The sequence below is a fragment of the Paraburkholderia sp. BL23I1N1 genome (genome assembly GCF_003610295.1).
Taxonomy (GTDB): domain Bacteria; phylum Pseudomonadota; class Gammaproteobacteria; order Burkholderiales; family Burkholderiaceae; genus Paraburkholderia.
In genome coordinates, this window is the sequence record NZ_RAPV01000001.1 from 313,525 (window position 1) to 329,598 (window position 16,074).

Annotated in this window: 11 protein-coding genes and 1 pseudogene; 9 read left to right on the forward strand and 3 right to left on the reverse strand. The window is 61.5% G+C overall.

The annotated features are described in order from the left end of the window. Window positions 1–167: 167 nt before the first annotated feature. From B0G76_RS01570 to B0G76_RS01585, 4 genes are all read left to right on the forward strand, one after another. On the forward strand, window positions 168–1,439 hold the full coding sequence (locus tag B0G76_RS01570; protein WP_120289553.1) for a glutamate-5-semialdehyde dehydrogenase: 1,272 nt from the start codon (window positions 168–170) through the stop codon (window positions 1,437–1,439). A gap of 111 nt (window positions 1,440–1,550) precedes the next feature. After that, window positions 1,551–1,967: a CopD family protein gene (locus B0G76_RS01575; RefSeq protein ID WP_120289555.1), complete on the forward strand. Its 417-nt coding sequence runs from the start codon at window positions 1,551–1,553 to the stop codon at window positions 1,965–1,967. 555 nt (window positions 1,968–2,522) lie between these two features. Beyond that, window positions 2,523–3,443 (forward strand): YadA family autotransporter adhesin, encoded by a 921-nt coding sequence (locus B0G76_RS01580; RefSeq protein WP_183081969.1) that lies wholly within the window; start codon window positions 2,523–2,525, stop codon window positions 3,441–3,443. Between the two features lie 183 nt (window positions 3,444–3,626). Next, window positions 3,627–5,957 (forward strand): YadA-like family protein, encoded by a 2,331-nt coding sequence (locus B0G76_RS01585; protein WP_120289559.1) that lies wholly within the window; start codon window positions 3,627–3,629, stop codon window positions 5,955–5,957. Window positions 5,958–6,187: 230 nt separating this feature from the next. Here the strand turns inward: B0G76_RS01585 and B0G76_RS01590 are convergent. Beyond that, window positions 6,188–7,034 (reverse strand): annotated as a pseudogene (locus tag B0G76_RS01590) (MurR/RpiR family transcriptional regulator). A 292-nt stretch (window positions 7,035–7,326) separates the two neighbouring features. Here B0G76_RS01590 and edd point away from each other — a divergent pair. The 4 genes from edd to B0G76_RS01610 all read left to right on the forward strand — a co-directional run bounded on the left by edd (window position 7,327) and on the right by B0G76_RS01610 (window position 12,070). Continuing rightward, a complete protein-coding gene (gene edd / locus B0G76_RS01595; RefSeq protein ID WP_120296133.1) occupies window positions 7,327–9,231 on the forward strand; it encodes a phosphogluconate dehydratase in 1,905 nt (634 codons plus the stop codon). Window positions 9,232–9,257: 26 nt separating this feature from the next. Beyond that, a complete protein-coding gene (gene eda / locus B0G76_RS01600) occupies window positions 9,258–9,899 on the forward strand; it encodes a bifunctional 4-hydroxy-2-oxoglutarate aldolase/2-dehydro-3-deoxy-phosphogluconate aldolase (protein WP_120289561.1) in 642 nt (213 codons plus the stop codon). Window positions 9,900–10,170: 271 nt separating this feature from the next. After that, on the forward strand, window positions 10,171–11,556 hold the full coding sequence (locus B0G76_RS01605; RefSeq protein ID WP_120289563.1) for a GntP family permease: 1,386 nt from the start codon (window positions 10,171–10,173) through the stop codon (window positions 11,554–11,556). 10 nt (window positions 11,557–11,566) lie between these two features. Next, on the forward strand, window positions 11,567–12,070 hold the full coding sequence (locus B0G76_RS01610; RefSeq protein ID WP_120289565.1) for a gluconokinase: 504 nt from the start codon (window positions 11,567–11,569) through the stop codon (window positions 12,068–12,070). 415 nt (window positions 12,071–12,485) lie between these two features. Here the strand turns inward: B0G76_RS01610 and B0G76_RS01615 are convergent, their stop codons facing one another. Beyond that, a complete protein-coding gene (locus tag B0G76_RS01615) occupies window positions 12,486–13,682 on the reverse strand; it encodes an IS4 family transposase (protein WP_120289567.1) in 1,197 nt (398 codons plus the stop codon). A gap of 134 nt (window positions 13,683–13,816) precedes the next feature. On the opposite strand from B0G76_RS01615, the gene B0G76_RS01620 reads away from it, so the two are divergent. Next, window positions 13,817–14,491, forward strand: coding sequence for a class I SAM-dependent methyltransferase (locus B0G76_RS01620; protein WP_183081970.1), 675 nt, complete (start codon window positions 13,817–13,819; stop codon window positions 14,489–14,491). 87 nt (window positions 14,492–14,578) lie between these two features. Here the strand turns inward: B0G76_RS01620 and purB are convergent, their stop codons facing one another. Next, a complete protein-coding gene (purB, locus tag B0G76_RS01625; protein ID WP_120289570.1) occupies window positions 14,579–15,967 on the reverse strand; it encodes an adenylosuccinate lyase in 1,389 nt (462 codons plus the stop codon). Window positions 15,968–16,074: the final 107 nt, after the last annotated feature.

A 16,074-nucleotide genomic window follows, 5' to 3' on the forward strand; every position in this document is an offset into this window, starting at 1 on the left:
CGCACTGGGTGCGTTCAACGTGCCCACGCTACGAGACCGCAGGCAACACGGGCCGCTCCGCGGCAAGCAAAGCACCGCTACCCGACTTACAATTGTTTGATCTTTCGCTAGCTAAAACTGCCTGTTCGCCGCATGTAAAAGGCGTGCGCGGCGCTATGAGACTCACCATGGATATCGACCAGTACATGACCGACCTCGGCCGCCGCGCCCGCCACGCTTCGCGTGCGATGGCGCGGGCATCGACGGCCGCAAAGAACGCCGCGCTTGCCGCAGTCGCTCAGGCGATCGAGCGCGATGCGCCGTTGCTGAAAGAAGCCAACGCACGCGATGTCGCGCGCGCTCGCGAAAAAGGTCTCGACGCTGCGTTTATCGACCGTTTGACGCTGTCGGACAAGGCGCTCAAGACGATGGTCGAAGGTCTGCGCCAGGTTGCTGCGCTAGCCGATCCGATCGGCGAGATCAGCAATCTGAAGTACCGCCCAAGCGGAATTCAGGTGGGCCAGATGCGTGTGCCGCTCGGCGTGATTGGCATCATTTACGAATCGCGCCCGAACGTGACGATCGACGCCGCGGCGTTGTGCCTCAAATCGGGCAACGCGACGATTCTGCGTGGTGGCTCGGAAGCGCTCGAATGCAACACGGCGCTGGCGAAGCTGATCGGCGAAGGGCTGGAAGCCGCCGGCTTGCCACAGGACGCGGTGCAAGTGGTGGCCACGTCGGACCGCGCAGCGGTCGGCAAGCTGATCACGATGACCGAATACGTCGACGTGATCGTGCCGCGTGGCGGCAAGAGCCTGATCGAGCGGCTGATGAACGAAGCACGTGTGCCGATGATCAAGCATCTCGACGGCATCTGCCACGTGTATGTCGACGACCGTGCGGATCTGACCAAGGCGCTGACTGTCTGCGACAACGCGAAGACGCACCGCTACGGCACCTGCAATACGATGGAAACGCTGCTGGTGGCGCGCGGTATTGCCGCTGAAGTGCTGCCGCCGTTGGGCAAGCTGTATCGCGACAAGGAAGTGGAATTGCGCGTGGACGCGGCGGCTCGCGCTGTGTTGGCGGATGCGGGTGTCGGCCCTCTCGTCGATGCCACCGAAGAAGACTGGCGCACCGAATATCTCGCGCCGGTGCTGGCGATCAAGGTGGTCGACAATCTCGACGCCGCGATCGAGCACATCAACACCTACAGTTCGCAGCATACCGACGCGGTCGTCACCGAAGACCACGACCGCGCGATGCGCTTCCTGCGTGAAGTCGATTCGGCAAGCGTGATGGTGAACGCATCGACGCGTTTCGCGGATGGCTTCGAATTCGGTCTAGGCGCGGAAATCGGCATTTCGAACGACAAGCTGCACGCGCGTGGGCCGGTGGGGCTGGAAGGGTTGACGTCGTTGAAATACATCGTGCTTGGGCACGGCGAAGGGCGGCAGTAACGATTCGTTGCCGACGCGCTGCCGCCGTCACCGGGATGGACGCAAGCTTTCCGTTTAGTGCGCCGGTGGCGCCGCTCATTTCCACGCTGACACTCAGTACGAGGACCTCTGATGCTTTGGGTTAAAACGTTTCACATCGTTCTGATTGCTTCCTGGTTTGCCGGCCTGTTCTATTTGCCGCGCATCTTCGTCAATCTGGCGATGGAAACGGAACCCGCCGCGACCGCACGATTGCTGATCATGGCGCGCAAGCTGTTTCGCTTCATGACGTTTATCGCAGTGCCGGCGCTCGCTTGCGGGCTGTGGCTGTGGCTCGCGGTCGGTATCGGAAGCGGGCAGGGCTGGATTCACGCGAAGGTCGGTGTGGTGGTGTTGCTGATCATTTACCACGCGTACTGCGGGGTGCTGCTGCGGACCTTCGAACGCGGCGAGAATCGTCGCTCGCATAAGTGGTATCGGATGTTTAATGAATTGCCGGTACTGGGGATGTTGGCGGCGGTTGCGTTGGTTGTGATTAAGCCGTTTTAAAATCCGGATATTGTTATTTAATTCGGTAAATCGAATTTTATTATCTCATGGTATCTGCTGCCGTGGAAATGCGACTCGCTAGTCGCACTTCGTTTTGAATTCCCTCATCTGATATAAGCCCGAAGCCGTTGGATTTTATCCCGGCTTTGGGGCCTGTCTTTGCCTTCTCTGGACGTTCGTCCACACCATCCATCCGTTAGGAATGTTCCTAATTTGCGTGGGGCTTGCGCTCGCTCGTGTGCGGCGAATCTGGCGTGATGTAGGTCGAACTCCTTTCGCAGTGGGCATTTACCTCACATCAAGTCCTGTTTCATCTCTTTTGGCGAGCGGATATTCGATTTTGCTGTAGGAATGTTTTAAGAATCGTCTTATTAAGAGGCGAAATTCCTAATTTTATAGTGGTGCCAACCCGGAAGGATTAATGGGATGGCCCGAAAAAATTGCTGAGACGGCCCAGATTTCAATCCTTCTGAAAACCCAATGACGCGCGCAGGTTTTTCTTCAAACACCTCACGCGGCATGGACCCGAGACCAGATCTTCAGAAGGAAGAAATCATGAACAAGTCGTACAAAACCGTTTGGAATGAAACCACCGGAACGTATGTCGCCGCTTCGGAAGTGGCGCGGAACAAGGGGAAGACGAGCTTGAGCAAGAGTGCGCTGGTATCGGCACTTCTGGCGATTGGAGCGTCCATGGACGCGAGCGCGGGCTCTGTGGATGGCGGCAGCGCCACCGGTACCAATTCCGTAGCAGTAGGACCGAGTGCGCAGGCCACTGGCGCCAACGCAATTGCCGAGGGCATGGGCGCCAAGGCAGCTGGCGGCAACTCAATCTACCTCGGTGCAAACACGGATGGCACCGGCGTAGCAGCGGCACAAGATGCGGTCGCAATAGGCACCAACACGAAAGTCGATGCAAATTCGGCCGGCGGCATCGCTCTTGGTCGACTTGCAACCGTAACCAATGCGGTAGACGGCATGGCTATGGGTAACGGATCCTCAGTCTCTGCGGCCAACTCCGTTGCACTGGGTGCAAACTCGGTGGCTAACCGTGTCAACACGGTTTCCGTAGGTGCGGCCGGCGCGGAACGTCAGATTGTGAACGTGGCGGCCGGTACGTCCGACACCGACGCCGTGAATCTTCGGCAATTAAAGAGCGCAGGTTTGAAGACGGATACGAACGGCAACGTGAGCAACGCGTTCCTTGCGTACGATGTCATGAGCGCAAACACAGTGACGCTAAATGGCCTAAGCGGCACGATGCTCACGAACGTAGCCGCCGGCGCGGTTTCTGCATCAAGCACGGACGCGACAAACGGCTCCCAGCTTTACAACGTTGCCGCGAGCAACGCATCGGCCCTCGGCGGCGGTTCGAGCGTGAACGCAAACGGCAGCATCTCGGCACCCTCCTACGTGGTCGGCGGTACGACCGTGGACAACGTCGGTTCGGCCCTGACCAATCTTGACGGCCGGTAGACGACGAACGCCACGAATATCACAAACCTGCAGACCTCGGTCACCAGCATCAACAGCAACGGCATCACCTATTTCCACGCAGTAGCGGCTAATAGTGGTGGCGGCGATTCGTCTGCGGCAGGTGCCGGCGACGTCGCTGTTGGTTCAAGGGCGAAAGCGAAAAGCAACGGGCCTGGCTCCGCATTGGCAGTCGGATCCGACTCTTCGGCGCTTGCGAACAACACCGTCGCAATTGGCCCGGGCTCAAAGGCTGCCGATATCGGCGACGCCGTGTTCGGTATGAGTGCCCAGGCGGCCGGCGGTGGACAGGCAGCAGTAGCGCTCGGGCAGAATGCCAACGCGTCGACGACCGCAACAACGGCACTTGGTGCCAATGCAACGGCGTCGGCCAACAACTCGGTAGCCTTGGGCGCGAAGTCTGTGGCGAATCGCGCAAACACGGTCTCCGTGGGTGCGACCGGTTCGACGCGTCAAGTGGTCAATGTAGGGGCCACCACGCAAGCAACCGACGCGGTCAACTACGCGCAGCTCCAGGCAGCCGGTCTGAAGGTTGATGCGAGCGGTAACGCAACCAACGCGTTCGTCGCCTACGACGACTCGACCGAAGGCAAGGTGACGCTCGGCGGCGCATCCGGCACGACGCTGACAAACGTGGCTACGGGCGCGGTATCGGCCTCGAGCACCGACGCGGTGAACGGTTCGCAGCTTTACACGACGAACCAGAGCGTCACGCAAAACACTGCGGCCATCGCGCAGAACACCACAGACACCGGCACATTGAATACCCAGGTCGGCACGATCAATGGCCAGATGGCGGGTGCGGTCGCGTACGACTCGTCCGCTCTGGATTCGGTCACGCTGACTGGCGCATCGGGCACGACGATCACCAACCTGAAGGCCGGTACGCTGTCTGCATCGAGCACGGACGCGGTGAACGGTGCGCAGCTTTACACGACGAACCAGAACGTTGCGCAGAACGCCGTGGCGACGAGCGATATCTCGGCCAACACCAGCGCCATCGCACAAAACACCAGCGACATCGCCACCAACACCGACAACATCGCGGCGCTCGATACTCGTGTCACGAGCGTCGAAGGCTCGGTGAGCGATCTGGCCAAGCAGCTCAACAGCGGTACGGTGGGTCTGATCCAGCAGGACGCGTTGACCGGCGATCTGACGGTCGCTGCCGGCACGGGCGGCTCGGCGATCAACTTCGCGGGTGTCGCAGGTGCGCGTCAGCTGTTCGGCGTCGCAGCCGGCACGACCGCTACCTCCGCGGTCAACCTCGGTCAGTTGAGCCCGGTTGTCGCGATGCTCGGCGGCGGTGCGATGGTCAACACGGACGGTTCGATCGTCAGCCCGACGTACCACATGCAAGGCGGCACGCAGACCACGGTCGGCGACGCGCTCGATACGCTCGACACCAATCTGTCGTCGCTTGAGACACAGATCAACAACGGCAGCATCGGCATGGTTACGCAAGACCAGACCTCGCGCGACATTCTCGTCGGTGCAACGACGGACGGCCTGCGTGTCAACATGGCCGGCACGGCGGGTAACCGCGCCGTGACGGGTGTGGCAGCGGGCGCAGTGAGCGCGTCGAGCAACGATGCGGTGAACGGTTCGCAACTGTATTCGCATGCAGCCGGCACGGCAGCGGCACTCGGCGGCGGTTCGACCGTCAACGAGGACGGCACGATTTCGGCGCCGGTGTACACCGTCGGTGCCGCGTTGACGAACATCGACGGCCGTGTGACGCAGAACACCTCGGACATCGCGAGCCTGCAGTCGACCGTCGGCACGATGAGCACGTCGGTTGCGAATGCGGTGCAGTACGTCACCGCCGCTCACAATCAGGTAACGATGAGTGGATCGGCGGATGCGCCGAAGGTGAAGCTGACCAATCTGCAGGATGGCGAACTGTCGGCAACCAGCAGCGATGCGGTGACCGGTGCGCAGTTGTGGAATACCAACCAGCAACTGTCGGATCTGAGCCAGTCGGTGCAAAACCAGCAGCAAACGGGTAGCGCCGCAATGTCGCTCAACACGGGAGGCGCACCGGCGGCCGCAGCGTCGGGCACCAATGCGGTGGCGCTTGGCGGCGGATCGCAGGCGAGCGGCGAAAACTCGGTTGCTATCGGCGCGGGTTCGGTGGCCGATCAGGCCAACACCCTTTCAGTCGGCTCGCAAGGCAACGAGCGTCCCATCACGAACGTCGCGCCGGGCAAGTCAGCGACGGATGCGGTCAACCTCGGCCAGATGCAGTCGGCTGTTGGTGAAACGGCGCGCGCGGCCTACAGCGGCGTTGCAGCCGCCACCGCGCTGACGATGATTCCGCAAGTCGATCCGGGCAAGACGCTGGCAATCGGCGTCGCCGGGGCGACCTACAAGGGGTATCAGGCAGCAGCGGTGGGCGCGTCGGCGCGTATCACGGCGAACGTGAAGGTCAAGGTGGGCGCCGGGATTAGCGGCAGCGAAACGACAGTCGGCGCGGGTGCGTCGTATCAGTGGTAAGCGTTGTGTGAGGATCGCGAAAAGCGCTGCGCTTGTTTGGCTGCCTTTCGCGAGCCTGGCTTGATCAGATAGTTGAGCAGGACAGTGGGCTCCCTTCGGGGAGTCCTTTTTCGTATGGACCGGCGCAGCACCCTGGGCAATCCGCTTGCGCGGGATCGCGCTTGCCGAGATGCCAGTCGCGTCGGCGCAAATCGGGCGCAATTACCCGGTCGCAACCCAGCTGTGACCCACTACGCGCCCGGATCGATCCTTCGACGAGTAATGACCTCCTTCGCTTGCGCCATCTTCTCGACCAGTTCCGGTCCCCGGCTCAGCGCCACGCCCACCGCGAGAATGTCCCCGATCGCCAGATGCGACACGCGCGAGGTCATCGGCGAAAAGATATCCGTGTCTTCGTCCACATTGGCAAACAATCCGACCGTAGCAAGCCGCGCCAACGGCGAATTGCCGTGCGTGATCGCGATCACCTTCGCGCCCGCGGCAAGCGCCGACTTCACCGCATCGACGATATCGCGCGTGCGCCCGGTGTTCGAAATCGCCACCACCACGTCGCCTTCACCCAGCAGTGCGGCCGACATCAGAAACGTATGCGGGTCTGAATACGCGACACTCGGCATGCCGAGGCGAAAGAATTTGTGCTGCACGTCCAGCGCGGCGATACCCGAACCGCCTGCCCCATAGAACTCGATGCGCCGCGCCTGCGCCAGCAGCGCGATCGCCGCTGCCACGCTATCCGATGACAGATTGTTGCGCACCTGGATCAGCGCGCCGATGGTCCGGTCGAGCACCTTCGCGGCGACGCCCGGCGTCGGCTCATCCGGCCGCACGTCGCGGTAGACGGCGGGCACTTCCGCGGCAATGCCTTGCGCCAGCCGGATCTTGAACTCGCGAAACCCCGAAAAGCCGAGTGCATGACAAAAACCGCGCGATGGTCGGCTGGCTCACGCCCGCGCGCGCGGCCACCTCGGTCATTGAGAGATCCAGCACCTCGCGCGGCGCCTCGATCACGTAGTCGGCCAGCTTGCGCTCGGACGGGCGCAACTGCTCGCGCATCTCTTCCACCTGGGACAGCATCATCGGAAAACTCGCACTATGCTGAAGAATGCGTGGACTATATCTGATTACTGAAGAAGCTACAAAAACTACATATCGAGCGATAGGTGTAATCCCTAGGTTTTGATGTCAATACCTTGAAGGCAGTGCCAGTAAGGCAATGCGCCCATTTCAGGATGCCGCGATGCAACAGAAATCGTAATTGCGATCGTGTAGTTTTTCTACTAAAATTGCGTCAGTCGACTGATCCGACATCCCCGCGATACCTACCTGGCAGAGTGCGCGCATGTCTGCCGCCAGCGACGAAGGAGCTCCGATGGTTTCCCCGCATTCGCAATTGTCGAAGGTCACGCAACGCGTGGTCGAGCGCAGCAAGCCCACCCGTGAGGCTTATCTGGCCCGCATCGAACACGCTCAAGGCAAATTCCCGGCGCGCGGCGCGCTCTCGTGCGCCAATCTGGCCCACGGGTTTGCCGGCCTCGAAGGTAACGACAAGCTCGTCATCAAGCAGATCCGCCAGCCGAACATCGGCATCGTGTCGTCGTACAACGAGATGCTGTCGGCGCACGCGCCGTACAAAAACTACCCGGACATCATCAAGGAAGCCGCGCGTGAAAACGGCGGCGTCGCGCAATTCGCGGGCGGCGTGCCGGCCATGTGCGACGGCGTCACGCAAGGCAATGCGGGCATGGAGCTGTCGTTGTTCTCGCGCGAAGTGATCGCGATGAGCACGGCGGTTGCCCTCACGCACAACATGTTCGACGCGGCGCTGTGCCTCGGCATCTGCGACAAGATCGTGCCTGGCCTCCTGATCGGCGCGCTGCAATTCGGCCACCTGCCGACGATTTTCGTGCCTGCCGGCCCGATGGGCAGCGGCCTGTCGAACGACGACAAAGCCAAGACGCGGCAGCTATTCGCCACCGGACAATGCGGCCGTGACGCGCTGCTGGAAGCAGAGGCGGCCGCGTATCACAGCCACGGCACCTGCACCTTCTACGGCACGGCCAACAGCAACCAGATGTTGATGGAAGTGATGGGCCTGCATCTGCCGAGTTCGGCCTTCGTGCATCCGCATACGCCGCTGCGCGACGCGTTGACCGCGCAGGCCGCGCGTCGCGTGCTCGATCTGACGGTGGACCGTGGTCATTACATGCCGATCGGCCATGTGGTCGACGAGAAGGCAATCGTCAACGGCATCGTCGCGTTGCTGGCCACCGGCGGTTCGACCAATCACACCTTGCACCTGGTCGCGATCGCGCGTGCAGCGGGCATCGTGATCGATTGGGACGACTTCGACACGCTGTCGCAAGCCGTGCCGTTGCTCGCGAAGATTTACCCGAATGGCAAGGCCGACGTGAACCATTTCCACGCGGCCGGTGGCGTCGCGTTCCTGGTCCGCAATCTGCTGGAAGGCGGCTTGCTTCATGAAGACGTGAACACGGTCGCCGGCAAGGGGCTTCATCATTACACCAAAGAGCCGAAGCTGATCGACGGCAAGCTGCAATGGGTGCCGGGTGCGCAAAAGAGCGAAGACACGGCGGTGCTGTGCGGCATCAAGGAACCGTTCCAACCGGACGGCGGCTTGCGTCTCATGCAAGGCAAGCTCGGCCGCGGCGTGATCAAGATTTCCGCGGTGGCGGCGCAGCATCGCAAGGTGAAGGCGCCGGCTATCGTGTTCGATTCGCAGGAAGCGGTGCAGAAAGCCTTCGACAACGGCGAACTGAAACGCGACTTCATCGCCGTGGTGCGCTTCCAGGGCGCGCGGGCAAATGGCATGCCCGAGTTGCATCGTTTGACGCCGTTGCTCGGTGTGTTGCAGGATCAAGGCTTCCACGTTGCACTGGTGACCGATGGCCGCATGTCGGGCGCGTCAGGCAAGGTGCCGGCGGTGATTCATCTGTCGCCGGAAGCATTGCTGCAAGGCCCGATCGGCAAGGTTCGCACTGGCGACATGCTGGTGATCGACGCGGACGCCGGCGTGCTCGACATCGAAATCGATGCCGCCGAATGGGCGGCGCGGCCGGAAGCTTTGCCGCAGCATCAGGCGGAAAACGAAGTCGGCTTCGGCCGCGAATTGTTCGGCGTGTTCCGTGCGGCGGCAGCGCCCGCGGAGCAGGGCGCCTCGGTATTCGGTCCGATGGTGGGCGAGCGCGCGGCGCAACACGGTGAGCGGGCCAAGGCACGCACCGAAGAACACACAAGCACCACTCAAGCCAGCTAACCGCTGCTGAAACAAGGAGTCTGACTATGACAGCGAAAAAAGTAAGCGATATCGTGCGCCTTGGCCCGGTGATTCCGGTGCTCGCGTTCGACTCGGTCGAGCAGGGTGAAAACGTGTCGCGCGCACTGCACGCCGGTGGCGTGAAGGTGCTGGAAATCACGCTGCGCACCGCAGCCGGTCTTGAAGCAATCGAACGCGCGAGCCAACTGGCTGAAGACATCGTGGTCGGCGTGGGCACGATCACGAAGCCCGAGCACTGCGCTCAGGCCAAGAAAGCGGGCGCGCAGTTCGGCGTTTCGCCGGGTCTGACGAAAGACATGCACAAGGCCGCGCAGGATGCAGGCTTGCCGCTGCTGCCAGGCGTGATGACGCCGACCGACATCATCACCGCGCTGGAACTCGGCTACGAGATCGTCAAGTTTTTCCCGGCGCAGCAAGCCGGTGGCGTGCCGATGTTGCAAGCGTTTTACGGCCCGTTCCCGACGCTGAAGTTCTGCCCGACCGGCGGCATCACGGCCGAAAGCGCCATCAATTTCCTCGCGCAACCGAACGTGGTGTGCGTGGGCGGATCGTGGTTGACGCCGAAGGCTGCAGTTGCCGCGCAGAATTGGGACGAAGTCACGCGCCTCGCGCGTGCCGCCAGCGAGCTGGCCGCGCCGGCGCATTGAGCTTCGTCGAAGCACGGATTGACCGCGAGCCGCGTCCTAAGTAAAAGGTAAAGGGCAAAGAGTAAAGGAGCCTCGCCGCGACAGCCTGTCAGGCTGTCGCGGCGAGGCTCCTTTCGATATGCGTGCCGGATTCGCGCGCTTTTAGAGACAACAAACAGTAAAATTCAGCGTCCGCGCGGCTTGCCGGGTTTTCTGGCACCGCTGCAGGTCGCCGTGAGACAGGTGCCAGCCGTCTTCCGCACCGATATCAATAATGCAAAGGAGGAGCTTCATGGAAGCTGTCCACGGCAGCACGCTGCTGGTCTTCGCGGTGATCGCCATCGCACTTCTGATCCTGCTGATCACCCGCTACAAGGTTTATCCGTTCCTCGTCCTGATCATCGTTTCGCTGCTGCTGGGTCTCGCCTCCGGCATGCCGATCGGCACGATCGTCAAATCGTTCGAAACCGGCAACGGCAATACGCTCGGCCATATTGCCGTGGTGGTCGGCCTCGGCACCATGCTCGGCAAGATGATGGCCGAGTCCGGCGGCGCGGAGCGCATCGCGACCACGCTGATCGACTGGTTCGGCGAAAAGAACATTCACTGGGCAATGATGGTCGTGGCGATCATCGTCGGCTTGCCGGTGTTCTTTGAAGTCGGTTTCGTGCTGCTGATTCCGATTGCATTCAACGTCGCGAAACGCACCAACAAGTCGCTGCTGCTGGTCGGTTTGCCGATGGTCGCGGGTCTGTCCGTCGTGCACGGTCTGATTCCGCCGCACCCGGCCGCAATGCTCGCCGTGCAGGCGTATCACGCAGACATCGGCAAGACGATTGCATACGGTCTGATCGTGGGTGTGCCGACGGCGATCGTGGCCGGTCCGTTGTTCGCGCTGCTGATCAGCCGTTTCATCAAACTGCCGAACAACAATCCGCTCGCCGCGCAATTCCTCGGCCACGGCGACGATGCGCAAAATAGCGCGAAGAGCGCGGCGCCGAAGCGCGAGCTGCCGAGCTTCGGTGTCACGTTGTTCACGATCCTGCTGCCGGTGATCCTGATGCTGATCGGCAGCTGGGCCGACCTCGTCTCCACGCCGAAGACCTTGCCGAACGATCTGCTGCATTTCGTCGGCAATTCGGACGTGGCGCTGTTGATCGCTGTGCTGGTCAGCTTCTGGACCTTCGGCGCGAGCCGCGGCTTCAATCGCGAGCAGATCCAGAAATTCTGCGGCGAGTGTCTCGCGCCGATCGCGGGCATCACGCTGATCGTGGGTGCGGGCGGCGGCTTCGGGCGCGTGCTGATGGATAGCGGCATCTCGAAGGAAATCGTCCATGTGGCAACGGCCATGCATCTGTCGCCGCTGCTGTTCGGCTGGCTGGTGGCCGCGCTGATCCGCCTGGCCACGGGTTCGGCGACGGTGGCGATGACCACCGCTTGCGGCATCGTCGCGCCGATCACAGCCGCCAGCGGCGTGCAGGTCACGCCGGAATTGCTGGTGCTTGCCACCGGTTCGGGTTCGCTGATTTTCTCGCACGTGAACGACGGCGGTTTCTGGCTGATCAAGGAATACTTCGGTATGACGGTGGGGCAGACCTTCAAGACATGGTCGCTCCTCGAAACCATCATTTCACTGATGGGCTTGGGTTTGACTTTCGCGCTCGCGACGGTCGTGTAAGGAGTTTTTGATGATTTTGATCGCAATGGGCGTGTCGGGCGCCGGCAAAACGAAGATTGGCGAAATGCTGGCGGAGCGCCTGCACTGCGCATTCACCGACGGCGACGCGTTTCACAGCGCCGCCAACAAGGAGAAGATGCACCACGGCATTCCGCTGACCGACGAAGACCGTTGGCCGTGGTTGCAAACCATTCGTGCGGCGATCGAAGTGAAGCAGAAAGCGGGCGAGAAGGCGGTATTCACGTGTTCGTCGCTGAAGCGTTCGTACCGCGATGTTCTGCGCGGCGGTAGCAACGGTGATAAGGGTGTGTGCTTCGTCTATCTGAAGGGTTCGTTTGAGATGCTGCGCGAGCGGTTGTCCACGCGTACCGGGCACTTCTTCGATCCGTCGCTGCTGCAAAGCCAGCTGGATACGCTTGAAGAACCGGGCGCGGATGAAGCGATTACGGTGAGTATCGAACTGTCGCCGGAAGAGATCGTCGAAGAGGTGTTGAAGCAAATGAAGACACGGTGAGGCGCTAAGGCACACACCGTATATCGACGACCCGGCCGCGCAAACAGCCGGGTCGTTTCAATTTGGGCGAAGTTTCTCACCTGTGCGCCGAAGGTTCAGCCTGGACGCCGGTGCTTTGGGACGCGTCCGATTCTCTTGTTTTCCATGCTTTGGTCCAATCGCAGTCTCTCTGGCGGATCGGAAATCAAAGGCGGCGAACATGATGCATATCGAGGGCGACAGGCTTAACCCCAATACTGTTCACTTGATGACCGCTTTCGGTGAAATTCGCTGATTCAGCGGCTCCGATCGTCGGCGTATCCGGAAGTTCGACATCTTTCGCTTCACGCCGCGGGGATTACGCTTGCCGCGGCTTTGCACGGCACGCCCACTGGCGATTTCCCGCAGTAAGCTGAGCCTCCAACTTTGCCACTGCTCAGGGGGGAACGGCCGCCGCCTCGGGCAGGCGTCGGTTCAACACGCGTACGGCATGAACGAACGATAAGTCTTCCGGGTGCTGCCCGCTGTCCTGGGCAGCCTCATACATCAGTCGACGGATCGCCGCGTGGGTAAGCATTAACGCATAGAACTCCTGACGGACCAGATCAGGCGTCTTGCTACGCAGCACCTTCTTGCCGTCGCACAGATGTGTCTTGATCTCGTCAAACATCTCTTCTATTTTCCAGCGCCGGTGGTACAGCGCCGCGAGTTCTATGGCAGGCGCCACCGCTGCGTCCAGCAGATTGGTGATCAGGCGATACTGCGGCTCGGCATCAGGCACACCTTCCAGGCGATACTCGATGACCCGCACCTGCATGCCGTTGCGCTGGTGTCGCCTGTCGGTGTCACTGGCATAGACAGTGCTCAGGTACGAACCATCTGCCAGCGGCACTTCGCACGGCAGCCGCAAATTCGACTTCACGCGCCACAGCAGCTTCGCTCCGGTGGCCACCGCGTCGCGCCACATGTCATAGCCATAGAACAGGCGATCGGCCAGCACCAGCATGTCGTCCGAGAATGCCGGAAACAGCTGGCGTGTGAGCGCCTGTTCGCTGTGCTCGCATACCCCGCCCATCTGGACCTCACACAGCGCGTGCGTCGCACATTCGGCCAGCGCTACGAAGCGAATCTGCGGATACGCGGCCTCACCGCGCCCTCCCTGCGCATATCCGAACGCTTGCGCATTGGCCTTCTCATCGGGCACATCCAGCGTGGAGCCGTCCACGCTCATGACCCGATAGCCCGCATAGTCGCCGCCTGCGGTTCGTGGGTGTTGCGCCGCCTGCCGGGCGAACAGCTCGCGCATCACCTGCCATCCCAGGCGTGCGCGACCCTGCGAGATCGCCGCCTTGCTGACCTGCGCGTCGCGTACCTGGTCGCCGTAGATGCGCCGCAGTCCCTCGATCACCAGACGAAACACTTCCTCATAGGCCACGCGCGGATACAGGCACATCGCCATCACGAAATACACCAGCACTTCACGCGGCATGTCGCGGCGCACGCGCGTCTGCACGCCGCACTTCGTGAGCGCCTCCTTGACCTGTCCCAGGGAGCAGTTCAGCGCCAGATACCCCACCGCCAGATAGTCCGCGAGCCGCGCCCCGCCTGGCAGCGTTGCTTCCGTTCTTGCCATCCTTCAAGCTCTTCTTGTTGGTTCAGAGGCTTGAAAGTTAACACAAATTTGAGCTTGTTAACAGTATTGGGCTTAACCCGGTCGCAGGCGTTTCAATCTGCAAGATTTGCCAGGGCAGGGCGCCACTTTGCGGCGTGGTCGATTTCAACAAGAACTGCGAGGAACGCCGCGGCCATTTCTTACCCCTTGCGGCGATCCCCATTTACTACCACCGCTGCGATGATTGCGGTCTGGTTTTCACGCATGCATTCGATCGCTGGAGCAAGAGCGCTTTTGTTAAGCACATTTACAACGCCGCTTATGCGGACGTCGACCCCGACTATATCGAGGCCCGTCCGGGAGCCAATGTGACGGCGGTGGCGAATTTCATCGCGAGAGCCGACGGCGGGCTCAAGTGTCTTGACTATGGAGGTGGCAATGGCCGGTTGGCGGCGCTACTGCGCGAACGTGGCGTCCATGCCCACAGTTGGGATCCGATGGAACAAGACGGCGACGAACCTGCGCCGGAATCATTCGATCTGGTGACGGCGTTCGAAGTGCTGGGGCATACGCCCGAGCCGCGCGTAACGATCGCAAGCGCACTCAGCAAGCTCAGGCCACACGGAGTGATGCTTTTTTCGACCTTGACGATCGACACGCTGCCGCCGCGTGCAATGGACCATTGGTACATCGCACCGCGCAACGGACACATCACGATCCGCACGTCCCGCTCATTGGACGTGCTCTTTGAGGCGTTCGGCTATCGCGTGCATCACTTCGACCAGAACCCCCACCTTGCCTTGCGCGACGTGCCGCACTGGTTGTCGTAGCATGCTTGCGGCGCTCAAATGAAAAACGCCGTTCAGTGTTCAACTGAACGGCGTTAGCTGCACGGCAGCATGCCACCCAGTGCGGCCTTAAGCGATCCGCTTCGCCAGTTCAACCGCCTTGCCGATATACGAACCCGGCGTCATGGCGAGCAAACGATCCTTCGCGTCTTGCGGAATCGCGAGGCCGCTCACGAACGTTTGCAGCGCTTCGCGCGTGATGCCCTTGCCGCGCGTCAGTTCCTTCAACTGCTCGTACGGGTTCTCGATGCCGTAGCGGCGCATCACCGTTTGCACCGGCTCGGCCAGCACTTCCCAGCAGTTGTCGAGGTCTTCGTTCAGACGCTGGGCGTTCACTTCGAGCTTGTCCAGGCCGCGGATCAGCGAGTCGTACGCGAGCAGCGAGTAGCCGAACGCGACGCCGATATTGCGCAACACCGTCGAGTCGGTCAGGTCGCGCTGCCAGCGCGAAATCGGCAGTTTGTCGGCGAGGTGGCGCAGCGTGGCGTTGGCCAGGCCGAGATTGCCTTCCGAATTCTCGAAGTCGATCGGGTTGACCTTGTGCGGCATGGTCGAGGAACCGATTTCGCCGGCCTTCGTGCGTTGCTTGAAGTAGCCGACCGAGATGTAACCCCACACGTCGCGGTCCAGATCCAGCAGGATCGTGTTGGCGCGCGACACGGCGTCGAACAGTTCGGCCATGTAGTCGTGCGGCTCGATCTGGATCGTGTACGGATTGAACGTGAGCTTCAGACGCTGCTCGACCACTTCGCGCGAGAACGCTTCCCAATCGAATTCCGGATACGCCGACAGGTGTGCATTGAAGTTGCCGACCGCGCCGTTCATCTTGCCGAGCAGTTCGACCTTCGCGATACGCTCGATCGCGCGTTCAAGACGCGCGGCGACGTTGGCGATTTCCTTGCCGAGCGTGGTGGGGCTGGCCGGCTGGCCGTGCGTGCGCGACAGCATGGGCTGTTCGGCTTGCGCGTGAGCCAGCGCAACGAGGCGCTGATGCACCGAGCGCAGCGCCGGCAGCATCACGTGTTCACGTGCGCCGGCGAGCATCAGGCCGTGCGACGTGTTGTTGATGTCTTCCGACGTGCACGCGAAGTGGATGAACTCGCTCGCGCGTTCCAGTTCTGCCTGACCCTTCACCGACTCCTTCAGCCAGTACTCGACCGCTTTCACGTCGTGATTCGTCACGCGTTCGATTTCCTTGATGCGCGCGGCGTCGTGCGCGGTGAAGCGCTCGGCCAGTTGCAGCAGGAATTGTTCGGATGCTTCGGAAAAGCGCGGCACTTCGGCGAAACCGGCGTGCGAAAGCGCGATCAGCCAGTGGATTTCAACCGTCACGCGATTGCGCATGAAAGCGGCTTCCGAGAGCCAGTCGCGCAGGGCTTCGGTTTTCGAGGCGTAACGGCCGTCGAGCGGGGAGAGCGCGTTCAGCGCGAACAGGGTGTCGGGGCGGGTGTCGGACATGATGGGGGCGTGAGCGCTCAGAAGGCGGATCGGGAACGGAGGGAACCGCGAATTTTACCACTGTGCGGCGTACCGGCCGAAGTTGGCGGCGATCCCGGTCGCGCCGC